This window comes from Acinetobacter ursingii DSM 16037 = CIP 107286 (assembly GCF_000368825.1).
Classification (GTDB): Bacteria; Pseudomonadota; Gammaproteobacteria; order Pseudomonadales; family Moraxellaceae; genus Acinetobacter; species Acinetobacter ursingii.
In genome coordinates this window covers 1,400,719-1,418,406 of record NZ_KB849717.1, presented here as the reverse complement: position 1 = coordinate 1,418,406, position 17,688 = coordinate 1,400,719, and the positions used below count along the sequence as shown (strand labels likewise).

At 40.8% G+C, this 17,688-nt stretch carries 14 protein-coding genes, 2 tRNA genes and 1 pseudogene; 9 read left to right on the top strand and 8 right to left on the bottom strand.

Annotation, left to right across the window (positions count from 1 at the left end; all coding sequences use genetic code 11):
* Positions 1-6: 6 nt before the first annotated feature.
* Entirely contained in the window at positions 7-402 is a 396-nt protein-coding gene (locus F944_RS14120; RefSeq protein ID WP_004991871.1) for a DUF4870 family protein, read from the top strand.
* Positions 403-724: 322 nt separating this feature from the next.
* On the opposite strand, the gene F944_RS14115 is transcribed toward F944_RS14120, so the two are convergent.
* On the bottom strand, positions 725-1,084 hold the full coding sequence (locus F944_RS14115; protein WP_004991869.1) for a COG3415 family protein: 360 nt from the start codon (positions 1,082-1,084) through the stop codon (positions 725-727).
* Positions 1,085-1,183: 99 nt separating this feature from the next.
* On the opposite strand from F944_RS14115, the gene F944_RS14110 reads away from it, so the two are divergent.
* The 4 genes and pseudogenes from F944_RS14110 to F944_RS14095 all read left to right on the top strand — a co-directional run bounded on the left by F944_RS14110 (position 1,184) and on the right by F944_RS14095 (position 10,204).
* Complete coding sequence (locus F944_RS14110) at positions 1,184-2,512, top strand: APC family permease (protein ID WP_004991866.1); 1,329 nt, start codon at positions 1,184-1,186, stop codon at positions 2,510-2,512.
* A 30-nt stretch (positions 2,513-2,542) separates the two neighbouring features.
* Positions 2,543-3,961 (top strand): NAD(P)/FAD-dependent oxidoreductase, encoded by a 1,419-nt coding sequence (locus tag F944_RS14105; protein ID WP_004991864.1) that lies wholly within the window; start codon positions 2,543-2,545, stop codon positions 3,959-3,961.
* Positions 3,962-4,108: 147 nt separating this feature from the next.
* Entirely contained in the window at positions 4,109-5,806 is a 1,698-nt protein-coding gene (locus F944_RS14100) for an ATP-binding cassette domain-containing protein (protein ID WP_004991860.1), read from the top strand.
* 409 nt (positions 5,807-6,215) lie between these two features.
* Positions 6,216-10,204: pseudogene (locus F944_RS14095) on the top strand (Pls/PosA family non-ribosomal peptide synthetase).
* A 64-nt stretch (positions 10,205-10,268) separates the two neighbouring features.
* On the opposite strand, the gene hisA reads toward F944_RS14095, so the two are convergent.
* The 4 genes from hisA to hisB form a co-directional block, all read right to left on the bottom strand.
* Positions 10,269-11,000 carry a 1-(5-phosphoribosyl)-5-[(5-phosphoribosylamino)methylideneamino]imidazole-4-carboxamide isomerase gene (gene hisA, locus F944_RS14090; RefSeq protein WP_004991843.1) on the bottom strand — a complete coding sequence of 244 codons (732 nt, stop codon included), beginning with the start codon at positions 10,998-11,000 and terminating at the stop codon, positions 10,269-10,271.
* A gap of 132 nt (positions 11,001-11,132) precedes the next feature.
* Positions 11,133-11,648, bottom strand: a complete 516-nt coding sequence (locus F944_RS14085; protein WP_004991841.1) for a DUF805 domain-containing protein — start codon at positions 11,646-11,648, stop codon at positions 11,133-11,135.
* Positions 11,649-11,810: 162 nt separating this feature from the next.
* On the bottom strand, positions 11,811-12,428 hold the full coding sequence (hisH, locus tag F944_RS14080) for an imidazole glycerol phosphate synthase subunit HisH (RefSeq protein WP_004991840.1): 618 nt from the start codon (positions 12,426-12,428) through the stop codon (positions 11,811-11,813).
* The gene (hisB, locus tag F944_RS14075) at positions 12,428-13,021 is read right to left on the bottom strand and encodes an imidazoleglycerol-phosphate dehydratase HisB (RefSeq protein WP_004991837.1); all 594 of its coding nucleotides are present in this window, start codon (positions 13,019-13,021) and stop codon (positions 12,428-12,430) included. Before hisB ends, hisH begins: the two co-directional genes overlap by 1 nt.
* Before the next feature lie 97 nt (positions 13,022-13,118).
* On the opposite strand from hisB, the gene F944_RS14070 reads away from it, so the two are divergent.
* The 4 genes from F944_RS14070 (at position 13,119) to F944_RS14055 (ending at position 14,740) form a co-directional block, all read left to right on the top strand.
* Positions 13,119-13,508 (top strand): GNAT family N-acetyltransferase, encoded by a 390-nt coding sequence (locus F944_RS14070; protein ID WP_004991836.1) that lies wholly within the window; start codon positions 13,119-13,121, stop codon positions 13,506-13,508.
* A gap of 98 nt (positions 13,509-13,606) precedes the next feature.
* Positions 13,607-13,682 (top strand) — tRNA-Phe (locus F944_RS14065).
* Positions 13,683-13,818: 136 nt separating this feature from the next.
* Positions 13,819-13,894, top strand: a tRNA-Phe gene (locus tag F944_RS14060).
* 117 nt (positions 13,895-14,011) lie between these two features.
* The gene (locus tag F944_RS14055; RefSeq protein ID WP_004991833.1) at positions 14,012-14,740 is read left to right on the top strand and encodes a class I SAM-dependent methyltransferase; all 729 of its coding nucleotides are present in this window, start codon (positions 14,012-14,014) and stop codon (positions 14,738-14,740) included.
* Positions 14,741-14,883: 143 nt separating this feature from the next.
* Here the strand turns inward: F944_RS14055 and F944_RS14050 are convergent, their stop codons facing one another.
* From F944_RS14050 to F944_RS14040, 3 genes are all read right to left on the bottom strand, one after another.
* On the bottom strand, positions 14,884-15,312 hold the full coding sequence (locus tag F944_RS14050) for a hypothetical protein (protein ID WP_004991828.1): 429 nt from the start codon (positions 15,310-15,312) through the stop codon (positions 14,884-14,886).
* Positions 15,313-15,447: 135 nt separating this feature from the next.
* Positions 15,448-15,867: a GNAT family acetyltransferase gene (locus F944_RS14045; protein WP_004991825.1), complete on the bottom strand. Its 420-nt coding sequence runs from the start codon at positions 15,865-15,867 to the stop codon at positions 15,448-15,450.
* A gap of 148 nt (positions 15,868-16,015) precedes the next feature.
* Complete coding sequence (locus tag F944_RS14040) at positions 16,016-17,530, bottom strand: acetyl-CoA hydrolase/transferase family protein (protein WP_004991823.1); 1,515 nt, start codon at positions 17,528-17,530, stop codon at positions 16,016-16,018.
* Between the last annotated feature and the right edge of the window lie 158 nt (positions 17,531-17,688).

Here is a 17,688-nt window from a genome sequence, read left to right as displayed (position 1 = left end):
GTCTCTATGAACAATTCTTTAGAACAACTGCAATCCAATAAAACCTTAACGCTGGTTCTTTATATTTTATATATTGCCGCTATTTTTAGTGCAGGGCTGTTAGCAATCGCGGCCCTCATCATTAATTACGTAAAACGTCGTGATGTTGAAGGGACATGGCTTGCTAGTCACTTTACTTGGCAAATTCGCACATTTTGGTGGTATTTGTTCTGGAACATCATTGCTTTTGTACCGTTCTTCTTTTTATTTTTTACTGGTGATAACGACAATTTATTTGCAGGTGTCGCCTTATCTGCGAGTACTTTCTGTGTAGTCGTGATTGGCGCTGCTTGGATCTGGATTGTCTATCGTGCAATACGCGGCCTAGTCGCCTTAAATGATAATAAAGCCATGTATCAATAGTTTAGAATTTGTCATGGTCTAGAGAAGCGAATTGCTTCTCTTTTTTTTTGCCTAATAATAGTGCGATTTGAACAATGCTTGCTCACTTTGCTGCGCTATTTTGAAAACAGTGTTAATGATAACTAAACATTTTTGATTTATAAAATTTACCTTTTAATTTTTATATATTTACTTTTTTAATATTTAAATATTACATTTTTATTTATTTAAATTTACTTTTTTAATTTAAATATTTTACTTTTTTAATAAATTAAATTTACTTTTTTAATATTTTAAACCTACAAAAAACTCTGTTTTTTTGTCGCTAAATTTTGTATTTTTTCTAACCATAGAAGCGACCTTTACGACGACGTAGACCCAAAACATGGATTGCGCGAACCAAGACCGCATAGGAAACTGAATAGCCAAACTCCTGTTCAAATAAGGGGATTAAATCACTAATATTTTGAAATTTTGTATTTTTTACAAATGCTTGGAATGCATCCCAATCTTTAATATGCGCGGGTGCACCACGTTTTTTGGTGGGTTTTGGGTTCAAACTTCCTGTCTCTTCTTCAAGTTTAATCCATGCATCCAGTGTGACTCTGGAGATGTTGAATTCTTTACAGACAGCGAGCTTATAGTCGGTTTTTTTGTAGGCTGCAATCGCGGCTTTACGCGTTTCAATCGAGTAGCGTGGCATTTTATTCTCAGATTGGTTCAAAATAATTTTTTTATTATATGGCATAGTTGTTGCAAAAGAATAATCACTGAACATTATTTTATTGCGAGTTACAATAAAATGGAAAATGAGCAATTTCCAACCAAAAAGTTGAGCTTGTGGCAAGTGGTCATTGTCGGCATTGCTTATATGACACCTATGACGGTGTTTGATACTTTTGGCATCGTTTCTGAAACCACAGACGGACGAGTACCCTTGGCGTATTTATTGGCGCTGGTGGCCATGTTATTGACTGCGATTAGCTATGCACGATTTAGTCGTTGTTCAGAACGACCTGGTTCGGCCTATAGCTATACCGCTGAAAGTTGTGGGGCAACCGCAGGTTTCTTTGTGGGATGGTGTGCCTTACTGGATTATCTTCTCTTGCCGTTGATTAATGCTTTATTGGCAGGGATTTATTTACATGCCTTGATTCCTGCAATGCCCTATTGGTTCTGGGTGATGCTGGCAGCAGCTTTGGTCACATTGGTGAATTGTTTTCGCATCCAGATTTTGGCGAACTTGAGCTTATTATTTGTCTTTGCGCCGATTGTGCTAATGCTGGTATTTATTTATCTGGTCATTAAAGGAATAGGGACGACCGATGGCTATGCGCATGTGCTTACGCTTACCCCACTTTGGAATGGAGATCCTCAACTGCTTCCATTGATCGCAGGCGCATCAATTTTATGCTTTTCTTTTCTTGGTTTCGATGCAGTCACGACATTGTCGCAGGAAACAGAACAACCCAAAAAAGTGATTCCTCAAGCGGTGATTTTAACTACGCTGGCAGGTGGTGTTATTTTCATCAGTGCTTCATGGTTTATTCAGTTGTATTTCCCAGATAACACACGTTTTAAGCATCCAAGTGAAGCTTTGCCAGAGATTGTGTTGTATGTGGGCGGGGCATTATTTCAGGCGATCTTTTTATGCGGGCAGATTATGAATACGGTGGCTTCAGGTTTGGCAACCCACGCCAGTGCCGCGCGATTGATTCATATTATGGGTAAAGACGGTATTTTCTACAAAAAGATTTTTGGCAGTTTTAATGCCAGACTCGGTACACCACTGTATTCCGTTTTGGTTATTGGCGCGATTTCCATGACTGCCATGTTGCTGGATTTGGCAACGGTGGTCAGTCTGATTAGCTTCGGTGCACTTATTGCGTTTACTGCGGTTAATTTCTCGATCTTTATGCATTTTTACATCAAGAAAGGTGAGAACAAAGGCTGGAACAATATTTTTAAAAATCTTGTGCTTCCGATCTTCTCTGTCGCGGCCATTGTCTGTCTGTGGTTTAACCTTGATGCTGCCGCACTGCATTTTGGTTGTGTTTGGCTCAGTCTGGGAATTGCCATTTTTATCTATAAAAAATTGAGAAAGCAAAGTGTTGTCATGAGCAATGCTTAATAAATATTGGAATGAAAGTGAGTTGAACAAATGAAAAATCTGTTAATGAAACCTGTGCTGTTGAATGATGTCGAATTTAAAGTTAGCCAAGCTATGACAAGTGAGAAAGAGTGGAACTGGATTGCTCCACAACATGGGCATATCGAGCATGCTGCCAATTATTATGAAAGTTCTCTGGCAGATTGGCATCAATTTGAAAGTTTACAAACTGATCTTGAATGTGATGTCTTGGTCATTGGTGGAGGGTTGCTCGGTGCATCTACGGCACTACATCTGGCTGAACAAGGCGTTGACACCGTTTTGGTTGAGAAAAATCGGATAGGGAGTGGTGCTTCAGGACGTAATGGCGGGCAACTTACGCCCGGTCTTGCGCGTTGGGAGGCAGAAGAAATGATTGAGCAGCTCAGTCATGCTGATGCCAAAAAGTTATGGCAGTTTACTTCAACTGAAGCTATGCAGTTGATTGATTCGATTTTGGCGCGTTATCAAATTGATGCGGCACGTAAACATGGGCATATTACCGCCGCAGTTCATGAAGGACATTTGGTTGCACTGACACAAGGAGCAGATGCCCGAAAATATCTGGGTGAAAACCATACGCAGGTGGTGGGTAAACATGAACTCTATGAATATGTGAAGTCCGATCGTTATTTTGGGGGATTAGTTGATCGCTTAGGCGGACATATTCATCCTTTAGCGCTCAATCGTGGGCTGATTTATGGATTTTGTCAGCAAGGTGGGAAAGTGTATGAACATACCGAAGTGGTCTCGATACAGGAACGGGAGGACGGGATTTATGTTCAGACCACTACAGGCTGCATTAAAGCGCGAAAAAGTGTGGTATTGGCCGTGCATCATGCGTCTTTTAAATTGCTGGAACAAAAAAATCAAACCACCATTCCATTTTATACCTATGTCTGTACCACCGCGCCGCTGAATATTGAATTAAAGCAATTATTGCCACAGGATCATCCGGTATATGACACCCAATTTCAAATTGATTATTACCGTGGAGTTTCCAATAATCGACTCCTTTTTGGTGGACAAGGCACAGGAACTTGCTGGAATGCTGAGAAAACAGCACAATATTTGAAAGGTCGCATATTGCATGTGTTTCCACAATTAGAACAGGTCGAACTCGATTTTGTCTGGAGTGGCACAACTGATTTGACCGTCAACGGTGCAACTGATAGCCGTAAATCAGGGGATAAATTTCCTGTCTATGCTGTACATGGCTGGAGCGGTCATGGTGTAGCACAAACTGTCCGCATTGGCAAAGCCATTGCAGATGATTTTTGTGGGCAGTCAGATGACTTTGAGATGCTGACTCAGATTCAGCATCAAGATATTCTATGGGGCAGAGCTTTGGCACCTTTAGTTATTCCCATGGCAAAAGGATTTTATGGCGTTGGTGCTGCGATGAATCCAGGCAAAATGGTATCATTTTAGTCTCAAAACAGGCTTAACTCAGGCAATATGTACTAAAATGTATTGCCTGATCTATGAATATCATCAGGCTATCAAGTGCTGCCTGATGCAAGCTTGTTGTGTTCATTTATATGCAGAATGAATTGAAAATAATCACTCGCTATCTTTATGAATGTACTGAAACGTTTTGAATGGATAAAGAATTATCGCTTTGCCTGTCAACTTGCGATGCAGCGATATTCACGCCTGAAACTAGATTTTATCCTGATGTTTTTACTGGTGGTCTTCGTTGCGATATTTGGGACGTTGTTTCCCTATCTCATGAAGTTACTTGTCGATCAGGTTGAACAAAACCATCATATTGAAATTGCTCATTTATTTAGTATAGAAAAACTCTATTTATTGGTGCTGGCTTATGCGGCAGCATGGCTCATGTCGCAATTGCTATCATGGTGTCAAAATTTATTTAGCATGATCATGTCGGTAAACTTTGAGACGGCACTGATGTATTCTGGCGTCGAAAACTTTTTAGCCCTGCAAAAACAACATCAAGATCAAACGGAAATAGGCGTCTTCCTGACCGACTTGCAACGTGGCGCATCGGCGATGAGCGAAATGACTTTTGCTTTTTTTATGTTATTAGGGCCGATTGTATTTCAACTTTTATTTATTTTTGCGGTGTTATTTAAAACGATTAATATCGTGTTTAGTGCATGTTTTGTGGGGACGGCCCTCCTGATTTTTATTGTTTCTATATTAATTAGTAAAAAAAGTAGTGGTTATTTTAATGAAATTTATCAGGGACGTAATTTAATCAATACAGCTATTTTAGAGAAAGTATCTCAAAGCTATGAAATTAAAATTAAACACTCACAAGTTTATGAACAGAATCGTTTAAAACAAAGTTTATCGAGCTATGCAGTTATCGTCAAAAATACCAATCTTCGTATTGGTGGGTTAATGATGATGCAGGTTCTTTTAATTTTTCTATTTTTACTCGGATTTATGTTTTACACCGCCTATATTTCCCAGCATCAGCAAATTAGTTCAGGCGATTTTGTCCTGATTAGTACCTATATTATTCAGTTGACTTTGCCTTTTTTAATGGTCTCGCAAAGCCTGATGCGGGTAAATGGCAATATTGTAGCGCTAAAGACTTATCGACAATATTTTGATTTAACGCGTGACCATTATCAGCCTTGGACATCAACAGCGTCTAGCACTTCTGTTTTATATCAATTTGAGGATGCCACACTGAACTTGGGTAAACATGAGATACAGCATTTTAATTTACAGCTAATGGCTGATACTCATTATGCGATTGTAGGCCAGACAGGTCGCGGAAAAACTTCCCTTATCAATTATTTAATTGGGATTTCAAAGATTAAATCTGGGCGACTTTATTATCAGAATTTGGATATTTCGGAGAATTTTTCTGAAGAAATTTTTAATCAAGTCAGTTTTGTCGGACAGCATGCTGTTATTTTTTCTGGCAGTTTAAAAGACAATCTAGTTTATAATAGCCCTTATGATTATACAGATGCTGAGTTGATAAAATGGCTGGAAAAATTTAAATTAAACTCAATTCTTGAAAAGAACAAAATAACATTAAATGATGATATGGGAGATGTATATAAAAATTTTTCAGGAGGTGAAAAACAGCGAATAAGTATTTTACGTGGAGTTTTAAGGCAACCGCAATTATTGATTTTAGATGAGCCAACCTCAGCATTAGATATCACTACCGCACTGGAAATAATAGAGTTACTAAAAAAACAGGTGAAATCCCTGATTATAGTTTCACATTCGCAGCAATGTATTGATTTAATGGATGACGTGATTGATTTAGATCAGCAGTTTAACTAGTCCACTGAAAACAAGGCATGATGATCAAGTGTGATCCATGAGAAATTTGATTAAGATACTAAAAAAATGTCAGATCAAGTAAACCATTCAGATTATTTTGTAATTTAGACTTCATTATTTCTGCTATATTTTTATAAAATCAATATATAACAATTAGTTGAATATTATTTTTAATCATTGACTGCTAAAAAATAAATCCGATAGGAAAGTTTTTTTAATTATTTATTAAGCAATTCTGCCTAGCATCAACAGGAAAACAATAAGCCTGAATAAAAAAATCAGTTTTAGGTCATTGTTTGAATTTTATATGTTTCTGATGAACTGCATATAAATACAAGAGTTTTATCCTGAGTTTTTATTAAGTAAGTATTTGGGATAAATAACGCGATGGCGAACATCTGGACATCCTATGAATGCAATTATTCATACCCTCTCTGTGATTCGTGGTGATCAACGACCAGAGTTTATTCGAACTGAAGTTCTTTCAGACATTTTAGACCATACAGCAGAGCAATATCCGACCCATATTGCCCTGATTGATCATGAGCGAAAGATCAGTTATGCCGAGTTACAACAGCAAGTCGATCAAATTGCACAGCAGTTGATCCAGCGTGGTGTCAAAGCAGGTGATCGCGTGGGACTATGGTTACCACGTGGAGCAGATTTACTGATTGCTCAAGCGGGGATCTGTAAAGCAGGTGCTGCATGGCTTCCCTTTGATATGGATGTTCCTGTCGATCGTATTCAGATTTGTCTGGATGATGCCCAAGCCGTGGGGATTGTCACCAGTCAGGAATGGGCGGGTTTACTGACACAACTGCAACAAAATGTATGGACTGCGGATGAACTGAATCAGCCAACACAACACCCGATAATTCAGCAACGTGCTGCACTGGATGATGCGGCTTATATCATTTATACCTCTGGTTCAACGGGCAAGCCGAAAGGGATTGTAATCGAGCAGCGTAATATTTGTCACTTTCTGCGTTCAGAAAATTCAGTCTTGGGCGTATGTCACCAAGATAAAGTCTATCAGGGCTTTTCTGTCGCTTTTGATATGTCCTTTGAAGAAGTCTGGATTTCTTATTTGGTCGGTGCCACGATCTGGATTGCACCCAAAGATCTGGTGACTGATCCTGAGCGTCTTTGTAAAACCCTTCAACAAGAAAATATTACAGTTTTACATGCCGTGCCAACCTTATTGGCGCTATTTCCAGAAGATGTACCAAATTTAAGAATCATCAATCTGGGCGGTGAAATGTGTCCCGAAGCTTTGGTGGCGCGTTGGGATTTACCACATCATCAGATTTTTAATACCTATGGACCGACTGAAACAACTGTCACCTCAAGTCTGGCGCGTGTTTATGCCAATGAACCTGTGACGATTGGCGTTCCCTTGCCGAATTACGGCATGCTGGTTTTAAACGATCAGCTTGAGCTATTAGCGCAGGGCGAAGTGGGTGAGCTTTGTGTGTTTGGCCCAAGCGTGGGACGTGAATATTTAGGGCGTCCAGAACTTACCGCTGAAAAATTCATTGATAATCAATGGGCGCAAAACGAGCACGAACTTAAACTGTATCGTACAGGTGATTTGGCACGACTTGATGAAAATGGTCAAATCCAGTGTTTGGGACGTGCTGATGATCAGGTCAAGATTCGTGTTTCCGTGTTGAACTAGGTGAAATTGAAGCCGCTTTGTGTGATTTAAATGGAATCGGTACAGCGGCTGTGGTGTTGCGCCGTGATGACGAAATGGATCAACTGGTTGCTTTTATCGTGCTTGATCAAGAGGCTAAAAGCCAGATTCAGGTGAAAGATATTCGGACATATTTAAAGTCCAGATTGCCAGCGTACATGGTTCCCAACCGCTTTGAAATTGTTGAGCAAGTTCCACGTTTATTGTCTGGAAAAATTGACCGAAATGCACTGCGTAAAATTGAGTTGACGACTTCTATAGATAAAGAAGTTTCAGACGAACCGCAAAATGAAGCAGAAAGTATTTTATTTGCTATTTTACAGAAATTATTTCCAAATCAGGCGATTCGCCTCAGTGCCGATTTCTTTGATGATTTGGGTGGCCATTCACTTTTGGCTGCTGTATTGACGTCTGAGCTACGTGAATATCCTGAATATGCGCAAATCACGATCCAGAATATTTACCAAAATCGTAAAGTTGGTGCGATTAGCCAGTTTATGTTGGCCCAGACCAAGCAACAGCAAATGCGTGAAGTGCATAGCTATGAGGTAAATAGTCTGCATCGTGTGCTGTGTGGTGTGGCGCAGCTTGTGGTCATCCCTGTATTGATTGCGCTGACCATTTTACAATGGCTTGCTCCATTTTTTAGTTATCACTATTTTACGGGTAGCCCGAGCGATAGTATTCCGCATGCAATTGCGATTTCACTGGGCGTGTATGTACTGAGTATGATTGCCAGTTTTGCGCTTTCAATTGTAGGTAATCGCTTATTGTTAAGGGGGGTTACAGCGGGTGAATATCCACTCTGGAGTAGAACTTATTTTAGATGGTGGCTGGCAGATCGTTTGACCAATATTGCGCCTGTTTATTTATTGGCGGGTTCAAGTCTAAATCGTCTTTATTTGCGTGCTTTGGGCGCTAAAATTGGTCAGAACGTGCATATCGGTTCGGTCTTTATTCGTATGCCAGCCTTGCTGCAAATCGACGATGGTGTCAGTGTTGGTTCACATGTCAATCTGGAAAATGTCAAAGTCGAGCAGGGTCATCTGGTTTTAGGTCGCATACATTTAAAACAGGAAAGTTATGTCGGTTCTTATAGTGTTTTGGAAGAAAATACCTGTCTTGAAGATTATGCCCATTTAAAAGCTTTATCGGCATTGCCAAATGGCCAAACCATTCCTGCACATGAAATCTGGGACGGCGCACCAGCAAAATATCATAGCCGTGTTGATGTAGCGCAATTATTGCCGCGTGAAAAAGTAAGCACTCTGCGTAAAATGTGGGAAGCTGCTTACTATGCAGTGAGTGCGATACTGATTTCCTGTTTGTTTTTTATCCCGATCTTTCCTAATTTTATTTTGGTCGATTGGCTCGATGTCAAATATTTTAGTGACTGGGCAAGCAGCAATAGTGCGATTACTGCCTTGCATTATTTCTTGCTTGCCATTCCTGCCAGTGTATTGATGATTATCGCCACAGCGTTATTCGCGGCATTGGTGCGTAAAATCCTGTTACCAAGTCTCAAAGCTGGAACCTATTCATTGCATAGCTCGACTTATTATCGTAAATGGTTTGCTACTCAAATTTTGGAAACCAGTTTGCAAACTTTACATGGATTGTTTGCGACGGTTTATGCACCTGCATGGTTTCGTTTGCTAGGTGCCAAAGTGGGGAAAGACAGTGAAGTTTCAACCGCCACAGGGGTCATCCCTGAGTTACTCACATTGGGCGATGAAAGCTTTATTGCCGATGCGGTGATGTTAGGTGATGAAGAAATTACCCGTGGCTGGATGATTTTACAGCCGACAACAATCGGTCGCCGTAGCTTTGTCGGAAATAGTGCTTATATTGCTGATGGTACAGATCTGCCTGATGGGGTATTGATTGGTGTTCAATCAAAAATTCCTGAAAAAGATCAATTACAAAGTGGCGAAACATGGTTTGGTTCACCTGCGTTGCGCTTGCCTGCACGTGAAACGGTTGCGGATTTTCCTGAACATTTGACCTTTAAACCTAGTATTGCACGGCGGATGATGCGTGGTTTTATTGAAGGTTTGCGTATTGTGCTGCCTTCTGCGTTTGCAATTGGTGTTGGTTATATGATCGTTTTATCTGTAATTAATACGGTGGTCACAAAAGGCTGGCTCTATGGCTTACTGGCTTTAACCTTATCAGGTATTGCTTATGGTATTGTCAGTTTTCTTCTCATCGTGGTCTTGAAATGGGCGTTGATTGGTCGTTATAAAACCCGTTCAGCACCCATGTGGACGATGTTTGTCTGGGTCAGTGAAGGTATTACCAGTTTATATGAGTCGATTGCCATTCAGAACTGTCTCAACTATGTACGTGGTACACCGTTTTTGCCAATGTTATTGCGCTTACTGGGGGTCAAAGTCGGTAAAAATGTATATCTGGATACTGCCGATATCACCGAGTTCGATTGCGTGAGTATTGGAGATAACAGTGAACTGAATAGTTTTAGTGGCCCTCAAACACATTTATTTGAAGATCGAATCATGAAAATTGGTGAGGTGAAAATTGGCAGCCATGTCACCGTCCATTGTCGGAGTATCGTGCTCTATAATGCTGAAGTTGCCGATCAAACGCTACTTGGACCGCTGACGCTGGTCATGAAAGGTGAAAAAATTCCAACTCAATCCGCTTGGATCGGTTCCCCTGCACAACCATGTGTGGCTGGCTAATACGGGTCTGAATTGCAGCATAAAAATGGGCGAATGAATCGCCCATTTTTATGTCTACTCTTTTTTACAGCGCTTGTTCATCCAATAAAAGCTGCGCTTCACGTAGGCTTAATGTCCCTTCATAAATGGCACGGCCGGTGATCGCCCCCAAAATACCTGGCTGGCCTTTGAGTAAACGGACATCTTCAAGATTGGTCACACCACCAGAAGCGATCACAGGAAGCCCTGAATATTGAGCCAAATTGACAGTTTGCTCGACATTGACCCCTTGCATCATGCCGTCACGGGCAATATCGGTATACACGATGCTAGAGACACCCGCATCGGCAAAACGTTTAGCCAAATCTGTGGCTTTGACATCGGTCACATTGGCCCAGCCGTCTGTTGCTACAAAACCATCTTTAGCATCAATCCCGACGATAATATGACCACCAAATTGTTTGCATGCTTCTTCTACAAACGCAGGATCTTGAACAGCTTTGGTTCCAATAATGACAAAAGATACGCCAGCATCCAGATAATGCTCGATGGTTTCAAGCGAGCGAATACCACCACCAATCTGAATTGGTAATTCAGGTTGTGCTCTAGCAATCGCTTCGACCACAGGTTTATGAATCGGTGTACCCGCAAAAGCACCGTTTAAATCAACCAAATGCAAACGACGCGCGCCTTCATTGACCCAATGTTGAGCAGTTGCGACAGGATCATCTGAAAAAACCGTATCATCTTCCATACGGCCTTGTTTTAAACGGACACACTTACCATCTTTCAGGTCAATTGCAGGGATGATCAGCATGCTTTCGCTCCTTGCTTCATCTGGGAAAATAAAAATTGCCTCATCTTAGCAAACTCTACCGCAATTGCTAAGTCAACAGAATGAAGATTTCGTTTTAATCTGGATGATTTTGTTTGGAGAGTCGCTGTTGTGCTATTGCAGATAAGTTTGATAGGTCGGAATGATCAGAACGCTTAAAAGCCCAATCATCAGACTCACTGGAACAAGAATAATATAAATCCAGCCAAAGAATCGTTCCCACTTACAGGTATAGCGTGTTGGGCCAAAATCGTTGAGACGCGTATTGCCTTTGGCACAGAGTAAATAGACCATAAACACAATATTGATGAGCGGGACCATATACAGTAAAGATAACCAGCCACTTTGATTACAATCATGTAAGCGGCGAATCATAAAAATAAAATGATAATAAACAAAAATCGCAGTCAGCGTGCCTATAGAACAAATCATAAACAGGATGGTTTGATTTGAATAGCTACTTTGTTTTTCGCTCATTTGAATCAGACCAAAACCAATGGTACTACATGCGATTAGAAAAAAAAGACTTCCCAGTAAACTCCAAGCTGCAAATGATAAGCGACCAAAACGACCTTCGGGGCGTAATGGCGAATCATTGGCGAGACAAGTACCCTGAACTGAAGAGCGCATCTTATTTTCCCTGAAACGTTCAACTATTTTGAATAAGGCAGTTTTGAGATCAAGTCTAAAGTATAAAAGAAAAATGAAAGATAAATTGTAATATTTATATTTTTTGTGATGGATTTAAAAGATCAAGTCAATTTTGACTTGATCTAATATCAGAACGTGGTTTTAAATCTTCCATTCCACAAAGTTTTTTAACAGCTGTAAGCCCGCTGTATGACTTTTTTCAGGATGGAATTGGGTCGCAAACAAGTTGTCTTGATGAATGGCGGTACAAAATGGCAGCCCATAATCGCAGGTTGCGGCAACTAATTCACTTTGCTGTGGTTCAACATAATAACTATGCACAAAATAAAAACGTGCATCCTGTTCGATCTTATTCCACATAGGATGAGATGGATCGGCTTGATGAACCTGATTCCAACCCATATGCGGCACTTTTAAACCTTCGATTTCAGGAAAATGTTTGACCTGACCTGCAAAGATTCCAAGCGCGTCAGTTCCGCCATTTTCTTCAGAACGTTGCATAAGCGCTTGCATACCGACACAAATGGCTAAAACAGGCTTATTAAAAGCTGCTTGGCGCACGACCTCATCAATTCCAGCCTCATGCATGCCTTGCATACAATCCCGCATGGCGCCAACCCCAGGAAAAACAATTTTATCTGCTTGCGCAATCAGTTTTGGGTCATTGGTCACATCGACCGTTGCTCCCACATGTTCGAGTGCTTTGGCTGCCGAATGAAGATTTCCCATGCCATAATCAAGTAAAGCAACACGAGTCATTACAGACTCCCTTTGGTCGAAGCAATCGTTCCTGATGCACGTGGATCAACTTCACAGGCCATACGAAGTGCGCGGGCAAAGGCTTTAAACACACTTTCGATCTGGTGGTGGCTGTTTTTGCCTTTGAGATTATCAATATGTAAAGTCATCAGCGCATGGTTAACGAAGCCCTGAAAAAATTCAGAAAATAAGTCGACATCAAAACTTCCAATGCGCGCGCGGGTAAATGGAATATCCATAAATAAACCTGGACGGCCAGATAAATCCACCACGACACGAGAAAGTGATTCATCTAATGGCGCATAGAAATGACCATAACGGCGCAAACCTTTTTTATCAGCTAATGCCTGTGCAAATGCTTGACCCAGCGTAATTCCGCAATCTTCAACGGTATGGTGATCATCAATTTCAAGATCGCCATCACAGTGAATATCAATATCAAATAAACCATGACGCTTGATTTGATCAATCATATGGTCTAAAAATGGAACTCCAGTGTTCAGTGTACCCTGACCAGAACCATCAAGATTCAAACGAACCCGGATTTTGGTCTCATTGGTATTTCTTACCACTTCACTGATACGCTCTGTCATGGACACGTTCCTCAAAAAACGTTAAAAATGATGAATATAAAGCTCAATTCGCTGTGACAAAAGTGACAGCACACAGATTGCTCAGGAGGGTTAATCCATGCCTATAACCGTACATGCTTATACTTCACTTGAAAACGAAGAAATGCGCAGCCAGCTTGAGCGACTGTATGACACAAGTCCTGAATTTGGCGATGGGCAAGATGCGGTCGAGCAGCTAGAACAAAATCTGGCGCAGTATACCACAGTCTATACCGCTGAATTTAACACCAAGATTATAGGTGCAATCTGGTGTACAGGACAAGGTGAAAGCAAGATTCTGGAATATATTGTTGTACATCCTGCCAATCGGGGGCGAGGGGTCGCGGAACGTCTGGTGAGTGAAGTTTGCCGTATGGAAGAAGAAAAAGGAGTTAAATTTTTTGAACCAGGTTGTGGGGCGATTCATCGTTGTCTGGCGCATATTGGTAAATTATCGGTTCAGGGATAATTTTTGCGAAAATACTGCTTTAAATTTAAACGTTCAGGCAAAAAATGCAGGCTGTATCTTGACTGAGGCGGTCGAACATTGTTTAATACGCCCACATCGGCGCGATAGCTCAGTCGGTAGAGCAACGGATTGAAAATCCGTGTGTCGGCAGTTCGATCCTGCCTCACGCCACCATATTTAAAAACCAAATTTGTGTTTTCGATCCCTGATCCCATCAGGGATTTTTTTTGGGTAAAAAAAAGACATTTGATGAAAAAGATGCTGATTTTGATTGACTAATTGCCTGAGATACGGCTTAATACACGCCATCGGCGCGATAGCTCAGTCGGTAGAGCAACGGATTGAAAATCCGTGTGTCGGCAGTTCGATCCTGCCTCACGCCACCATATTCAAAAAAGCCTTAGACATTGTTTAGGGCTTTTTTATTGTCTGACAATTTTAGTGATGTGCTTTTATTTTTATTTTATAGTCAAGTATAAGCATCTCAAATCAAGGAGCGGAGGATGAAAGATTTATTCTCAGCCCAAAGTCAGCTTTATCAACAGGCACGGCCAACTTATCCACAGGCAGTAGTTCAAGAGCTGCTTAAACATGTGCCTGCATGCGACTTTGCATGGGATTGCGGTGCGGGATCAGGTCAGTTTACCCAACTTTTAGCGCCTTATTTTGAGCAAATTGTGGCAACAGATTTAAGCGCCAATCAATTGCAACACGCCCCTTATTTTGAAAATGTCAGTTATCAGGTACAGACGGCAGAACAGGCTCGTTTTCCAGCGCAATGTTTTGATTTCATCAGCGTCGCCCAAGCGATTCACTGGTTTGATTTTGATGCTTTTTATGCGCAAGTTAAACGAACTTTAAAACCCAATGGTGTATTTGCTGTATTGGGTTATGGTTTGATTCAGATCGATCATACGCAACTCAATGACGCGATTCAGTATTTATATCGGGTCATCCTCAAAGATTACTGGGATGCTGAACGTCATTATGTGGACGAGCAGTATCAGACCATTCCGTTTCCATTTAAGGAAATTGCCATGCCTGATTTTAAAATTCAGTTAGCGTGGTCTTCTGAACAATTGATTGATTATTTGTACACGTGGTCGGCAATCAAACATTATATCCAGCAAAATGACACAGATCCTTTAAATCGAATACGAGCCTTGTGTTCATCCGATCAAAGCTTTCAAATTGAGTTTCCTATTTTGTTAAGAGTAGGAACGCTTGGGTAATCAATAGCAAAACAATGATGCATAGCCGCTTTAGACATGACGATACTGTGATAACAGCCAAATCTAAGACATAAAAAAAGCCAGATCATTGAGATCTGGCGCTGAAAACTCATCATTCTTATGATTTTCGAGATTTTTAAAATTTAAATTTTACATTTTTTACTTTTTTGATAAGTCTCGATATTTTCAATATTAGTTTGAGCCTTATTTTTCAGGGCTTGCTGTAGTTTTAGATTGTTTTCATCTGAAGTGTCTTCTGAACCAGCCAAATTGTTTGCCATATCTTTGGCTTTAGCTGCATGTTCAGATTTTCCACCAAAAGCACTGAGCGCTCCACCTGCAACACCCGCCCATTTACTGATGGTTTTGTTTGGCGTATCCGTTTGAATGTTGGTGATGTTTCTTTCAGCGGCTGCAAGCTCTCGTTTGGCATTGGCTTTTTCAACACTTAGATCAGTACAGCTTAATGCTTTCAGTTCTGTCGTGGTAAATGGTTTGGTATTGACTTCAGCCTGAACAAAATTGGATGCAGTAAGAGCAAGCATCGCACAACCTAATAGTTTTATCTTCATTGTTTGAATCCCCCTGATGAATCATCATTCAGATTCAATTTTAATCAGACTATTGCTAGATTAATTGTCATATCATCGATATTTATTTGGCATTTAAACCTTGAGCACTTTCATTGCACTAAAGCAAGATCTCATTTAGTCCTGAATCAGACGTTTGCCCATACACACCACATCCACTTCTTCATAACCGAGTTCTTCGTAGAAAGTTTGGACATCAAGATTATCCTGACGAACCAATAATTGAAGTTTAGGGCAACCGCGTGCAATGAGACGTTTTTCCAACTGTTGAACCAATGCAGTCGCAATACCTAAACGCTGATGTTGCGGATGTACTGCCAAATAATTCATCCAGCCACGATGTCCGTCATAACCCCCCATTAATACAGCAATTAGTTGTTCATCTTTTATGGCCACTAAAAATAGATCATCCTGCTGAACCAGTTTACGAAAAATATCCAGCTCGGGATTGTTCCATGGGCGAGTCAGCCCACAAATTTCCCAAAGATGAATCACGTCATCTAGATCGGACTGAATAAACTGGCGAATCATAAACATGGAATTTTCTACTTGTTATTGTCTTGCTTAAAGATAATCGAAAATTGTCCATTTGATAAGTCTGCTTCTCATACAGCCATAAAAAAGCACCCAAGGGCAGTCGGGTGCTTTTTTAAAAGGTGAAAGCTGTAAGTGTGGATGCTAAAAGTTAAGCAGATTTGGCTTGAGCTTCTGTCACCAGCATATGACCAGTTTCTTCAAAATTTGCATGCCATGACAACGCTTCGCGTAGTAGATGCGGTGTATGACCACCTTTGGCACAGGCACGATCGAAGTAATCGTTTAAAGCGCCCTGATAAAGTGGATGGACACAATTGTCAATAATCACACGCGCACGCTCACGAGGTGCAAGTCCACGTAAGTCTGCTAGCCCTTGCTCAGTGACTAAAATATCGACATCGTGCTCACTATGATCCACATGCGATACCATCGGTACGATTGAAGAAATGTCACCACCTTTGGCAATCGACTTGGTTACAAAAATAGCCAAATGCGCATTACGGGCAAAGTCACCTGAACCGCCAATACCGTTCATCATTTTGGTACCGCAAACATGAGTTGAGTTCACGTTGCCGTAAATGTCAAATTCAAGTGCAGTATTGATCCCGATAATCCCCAAACGGCGTACCAATTCTGGGTGATTCGAGATTTCCTGAGGACGTAATACCAGTTTATCTTTATAGGCTTCAATATTACCAAAGACTTTTTCACCACATTTTGCAGAAAGGGTGATTGAACTACCTGATGCAAATTTCATTTTTCCTGCATCAATTAGTTCAAAGGTACAGTCTTGTAATACTTCTGAATACATGACCAAATCTTCAAAGTTTGAATCTTTTAGACCTGTCAGTACCGCATTGGCAATTGAGCCAATCCCTGCTTGTAATGGACCCAGATTTGTAGGTAAACGACCTTCTGCAACTTCTTTTTCAAAGAAGGCAATCAGGTGATTGGCAATCCCTTGCGTTTCATCATCAGGTAAAGTGACGGTTGATGGTGAATCTGCGGTGTCATTAAATACGATCCCGACAATTTTCGCTGGATCAATTTGAATGGCAGTAGTACCAATACGTTCATCGACTTTGGTCAACGGAATAGGCTGACGCGTAGGACGATAAGTTGGAATATAAATATCGTGTAGACCTTCAAAAGCTTCGCTTAAAGAGGTATTGATTTCAACAATGACTTTTTCCGCAAAAATCGCAAAGCTGGCAGAGTTACCGACTGATGTTGTTGGAATAATGCCACCATCTTCAGTAATTGCAATCGCTTCAATCACCGCTACATCAGGACGTTTTAATTGTAAGTTACGCATTTGTTCAACAGTTTCAGACAAATGCTGATCGATAAACATCACTTCGCCATTATTGATGGCACGACGTAATGTGTTATCCACTTGGAAAGGCAAACGACGCGCTAAAACACCAGCTTCGGTCAACTGTTTGTCTAGATCGTTACCTAAACTTGCACCCGTGATTAAGGTAATTTTTAAAGGATTGGCTTTAGCACGATGAACCAGTGCTTGCGGAACCGCTTTGGCTTCACCAGCGCGAGTAAAACCACTCATACCGACTGTCATACCGTCTTGGATAAACTCAGCGGCTTGATCTGCGCTGATGACTTTGTCATGAAGGGAGGCTAATCGGATACGATCTAAAGACATGGCTTACTCTCAATCTTGTGGATTACATAGGAGGGGATTGTACCTACTCTACAAGCGATATGGAGGCATGTTAGGCTAAGGTCTAATTTTTATAATAAATGTGGGTATAAATATTAATGATGTTTTTAACTGTTTGATTATACTAAGATAAAAATTGA

Coding starts and splice junctions, on each gene's coding strand:
- F944_RS14120 (WP_004991871.1), top strand. CDS start 7: ATGAACAATTCTTTAGAACAACTGCAATCCAATAAAACCTTAACGCTG.
- F944_RS14115 (WP_004991869.1), bottom strand. CDS start 1,084: ATGCCACGCTACTCGATTGAAACGCGTAAAGCCGCGATTGCAGCCTAC.
- F944_RS14110 (WP_004991866.1), top strand. CDS start 1,184: ATGGAAAATGAGCAATTTCCAACCAAAAAGTTGAGCTTGTGGCAAGTG.
- F944_RS14105 (WP_004991864.1), top strand. CDS start 2,543: ATGAAAAATCTGTTAATGAAACCTGTGCTGTTGAATGATGTCGAATTT.
- F944_RS14100 (WP_004991860.1), top strand. CDS start 4,109: ATGAATGTACTGAAACGTTTTGAATGGATAAAGAATTATCGCTTTGCC.
- hisA (WP_004991843.1), bottom strand. CDS start 11,000: ATGCTGATCATCCCTGCAATTGACCTGAAAGATGGTAAGTGTGTCCGT.
- F944_RS14085 (WP_004991841.1), bottom strand. CDS start 11,648: ATGCGCTCTTCAGTTCAGGGTACTTGTCTCGCCAATGATTCGCCATTA.
- hisH (WP_004991840.1), bottom strand. CDS start 12,428: ATGACTCGTGTTGCTTTACTTGATTATGGCATGGGAAATCTTCATTCG.
- hisB (WP_004991837.1), bottom strand. CDS start 13,021: ATGACAGAGCGTATCAGTGAAGTGGTAAGAAATACCAATGAGACCAAA.
- F944_RS14070 (WP_004991836.1), top strand. CDS start 13,119: ATGCCTATAACCGTACATGCTTATACTTCACTTGAAAACGAAGAAATG.
- F944_RS14055 (WP_004991833.1), top strand. CDS start 14,012: ATGAAAGATTTATTCTCAGCCCAAAGTCAGCTTTATCAACAGGCACGG.
- F944_RS14050 (WP_004991828.1), bottom strand. CDS start 15,312: ATGAAGATAAAACTATTAGGTTGTGCGATGCTTGCTCTTACTGCATCC.
- F944_RS14045 (WP_004991825.1), bottom strand. CDS start 15,867: ATGTTTATGATTCGCCAGTTTATTCAGTCCGATCTAGATGACGTGATT.
- F944_RS14040 (WP_004991823.1), bottom strand. CDS start 17,530: ATGTCTTTAGATCGTATCCGATTAGCCTCCCTTCATGACAAAGTCATC.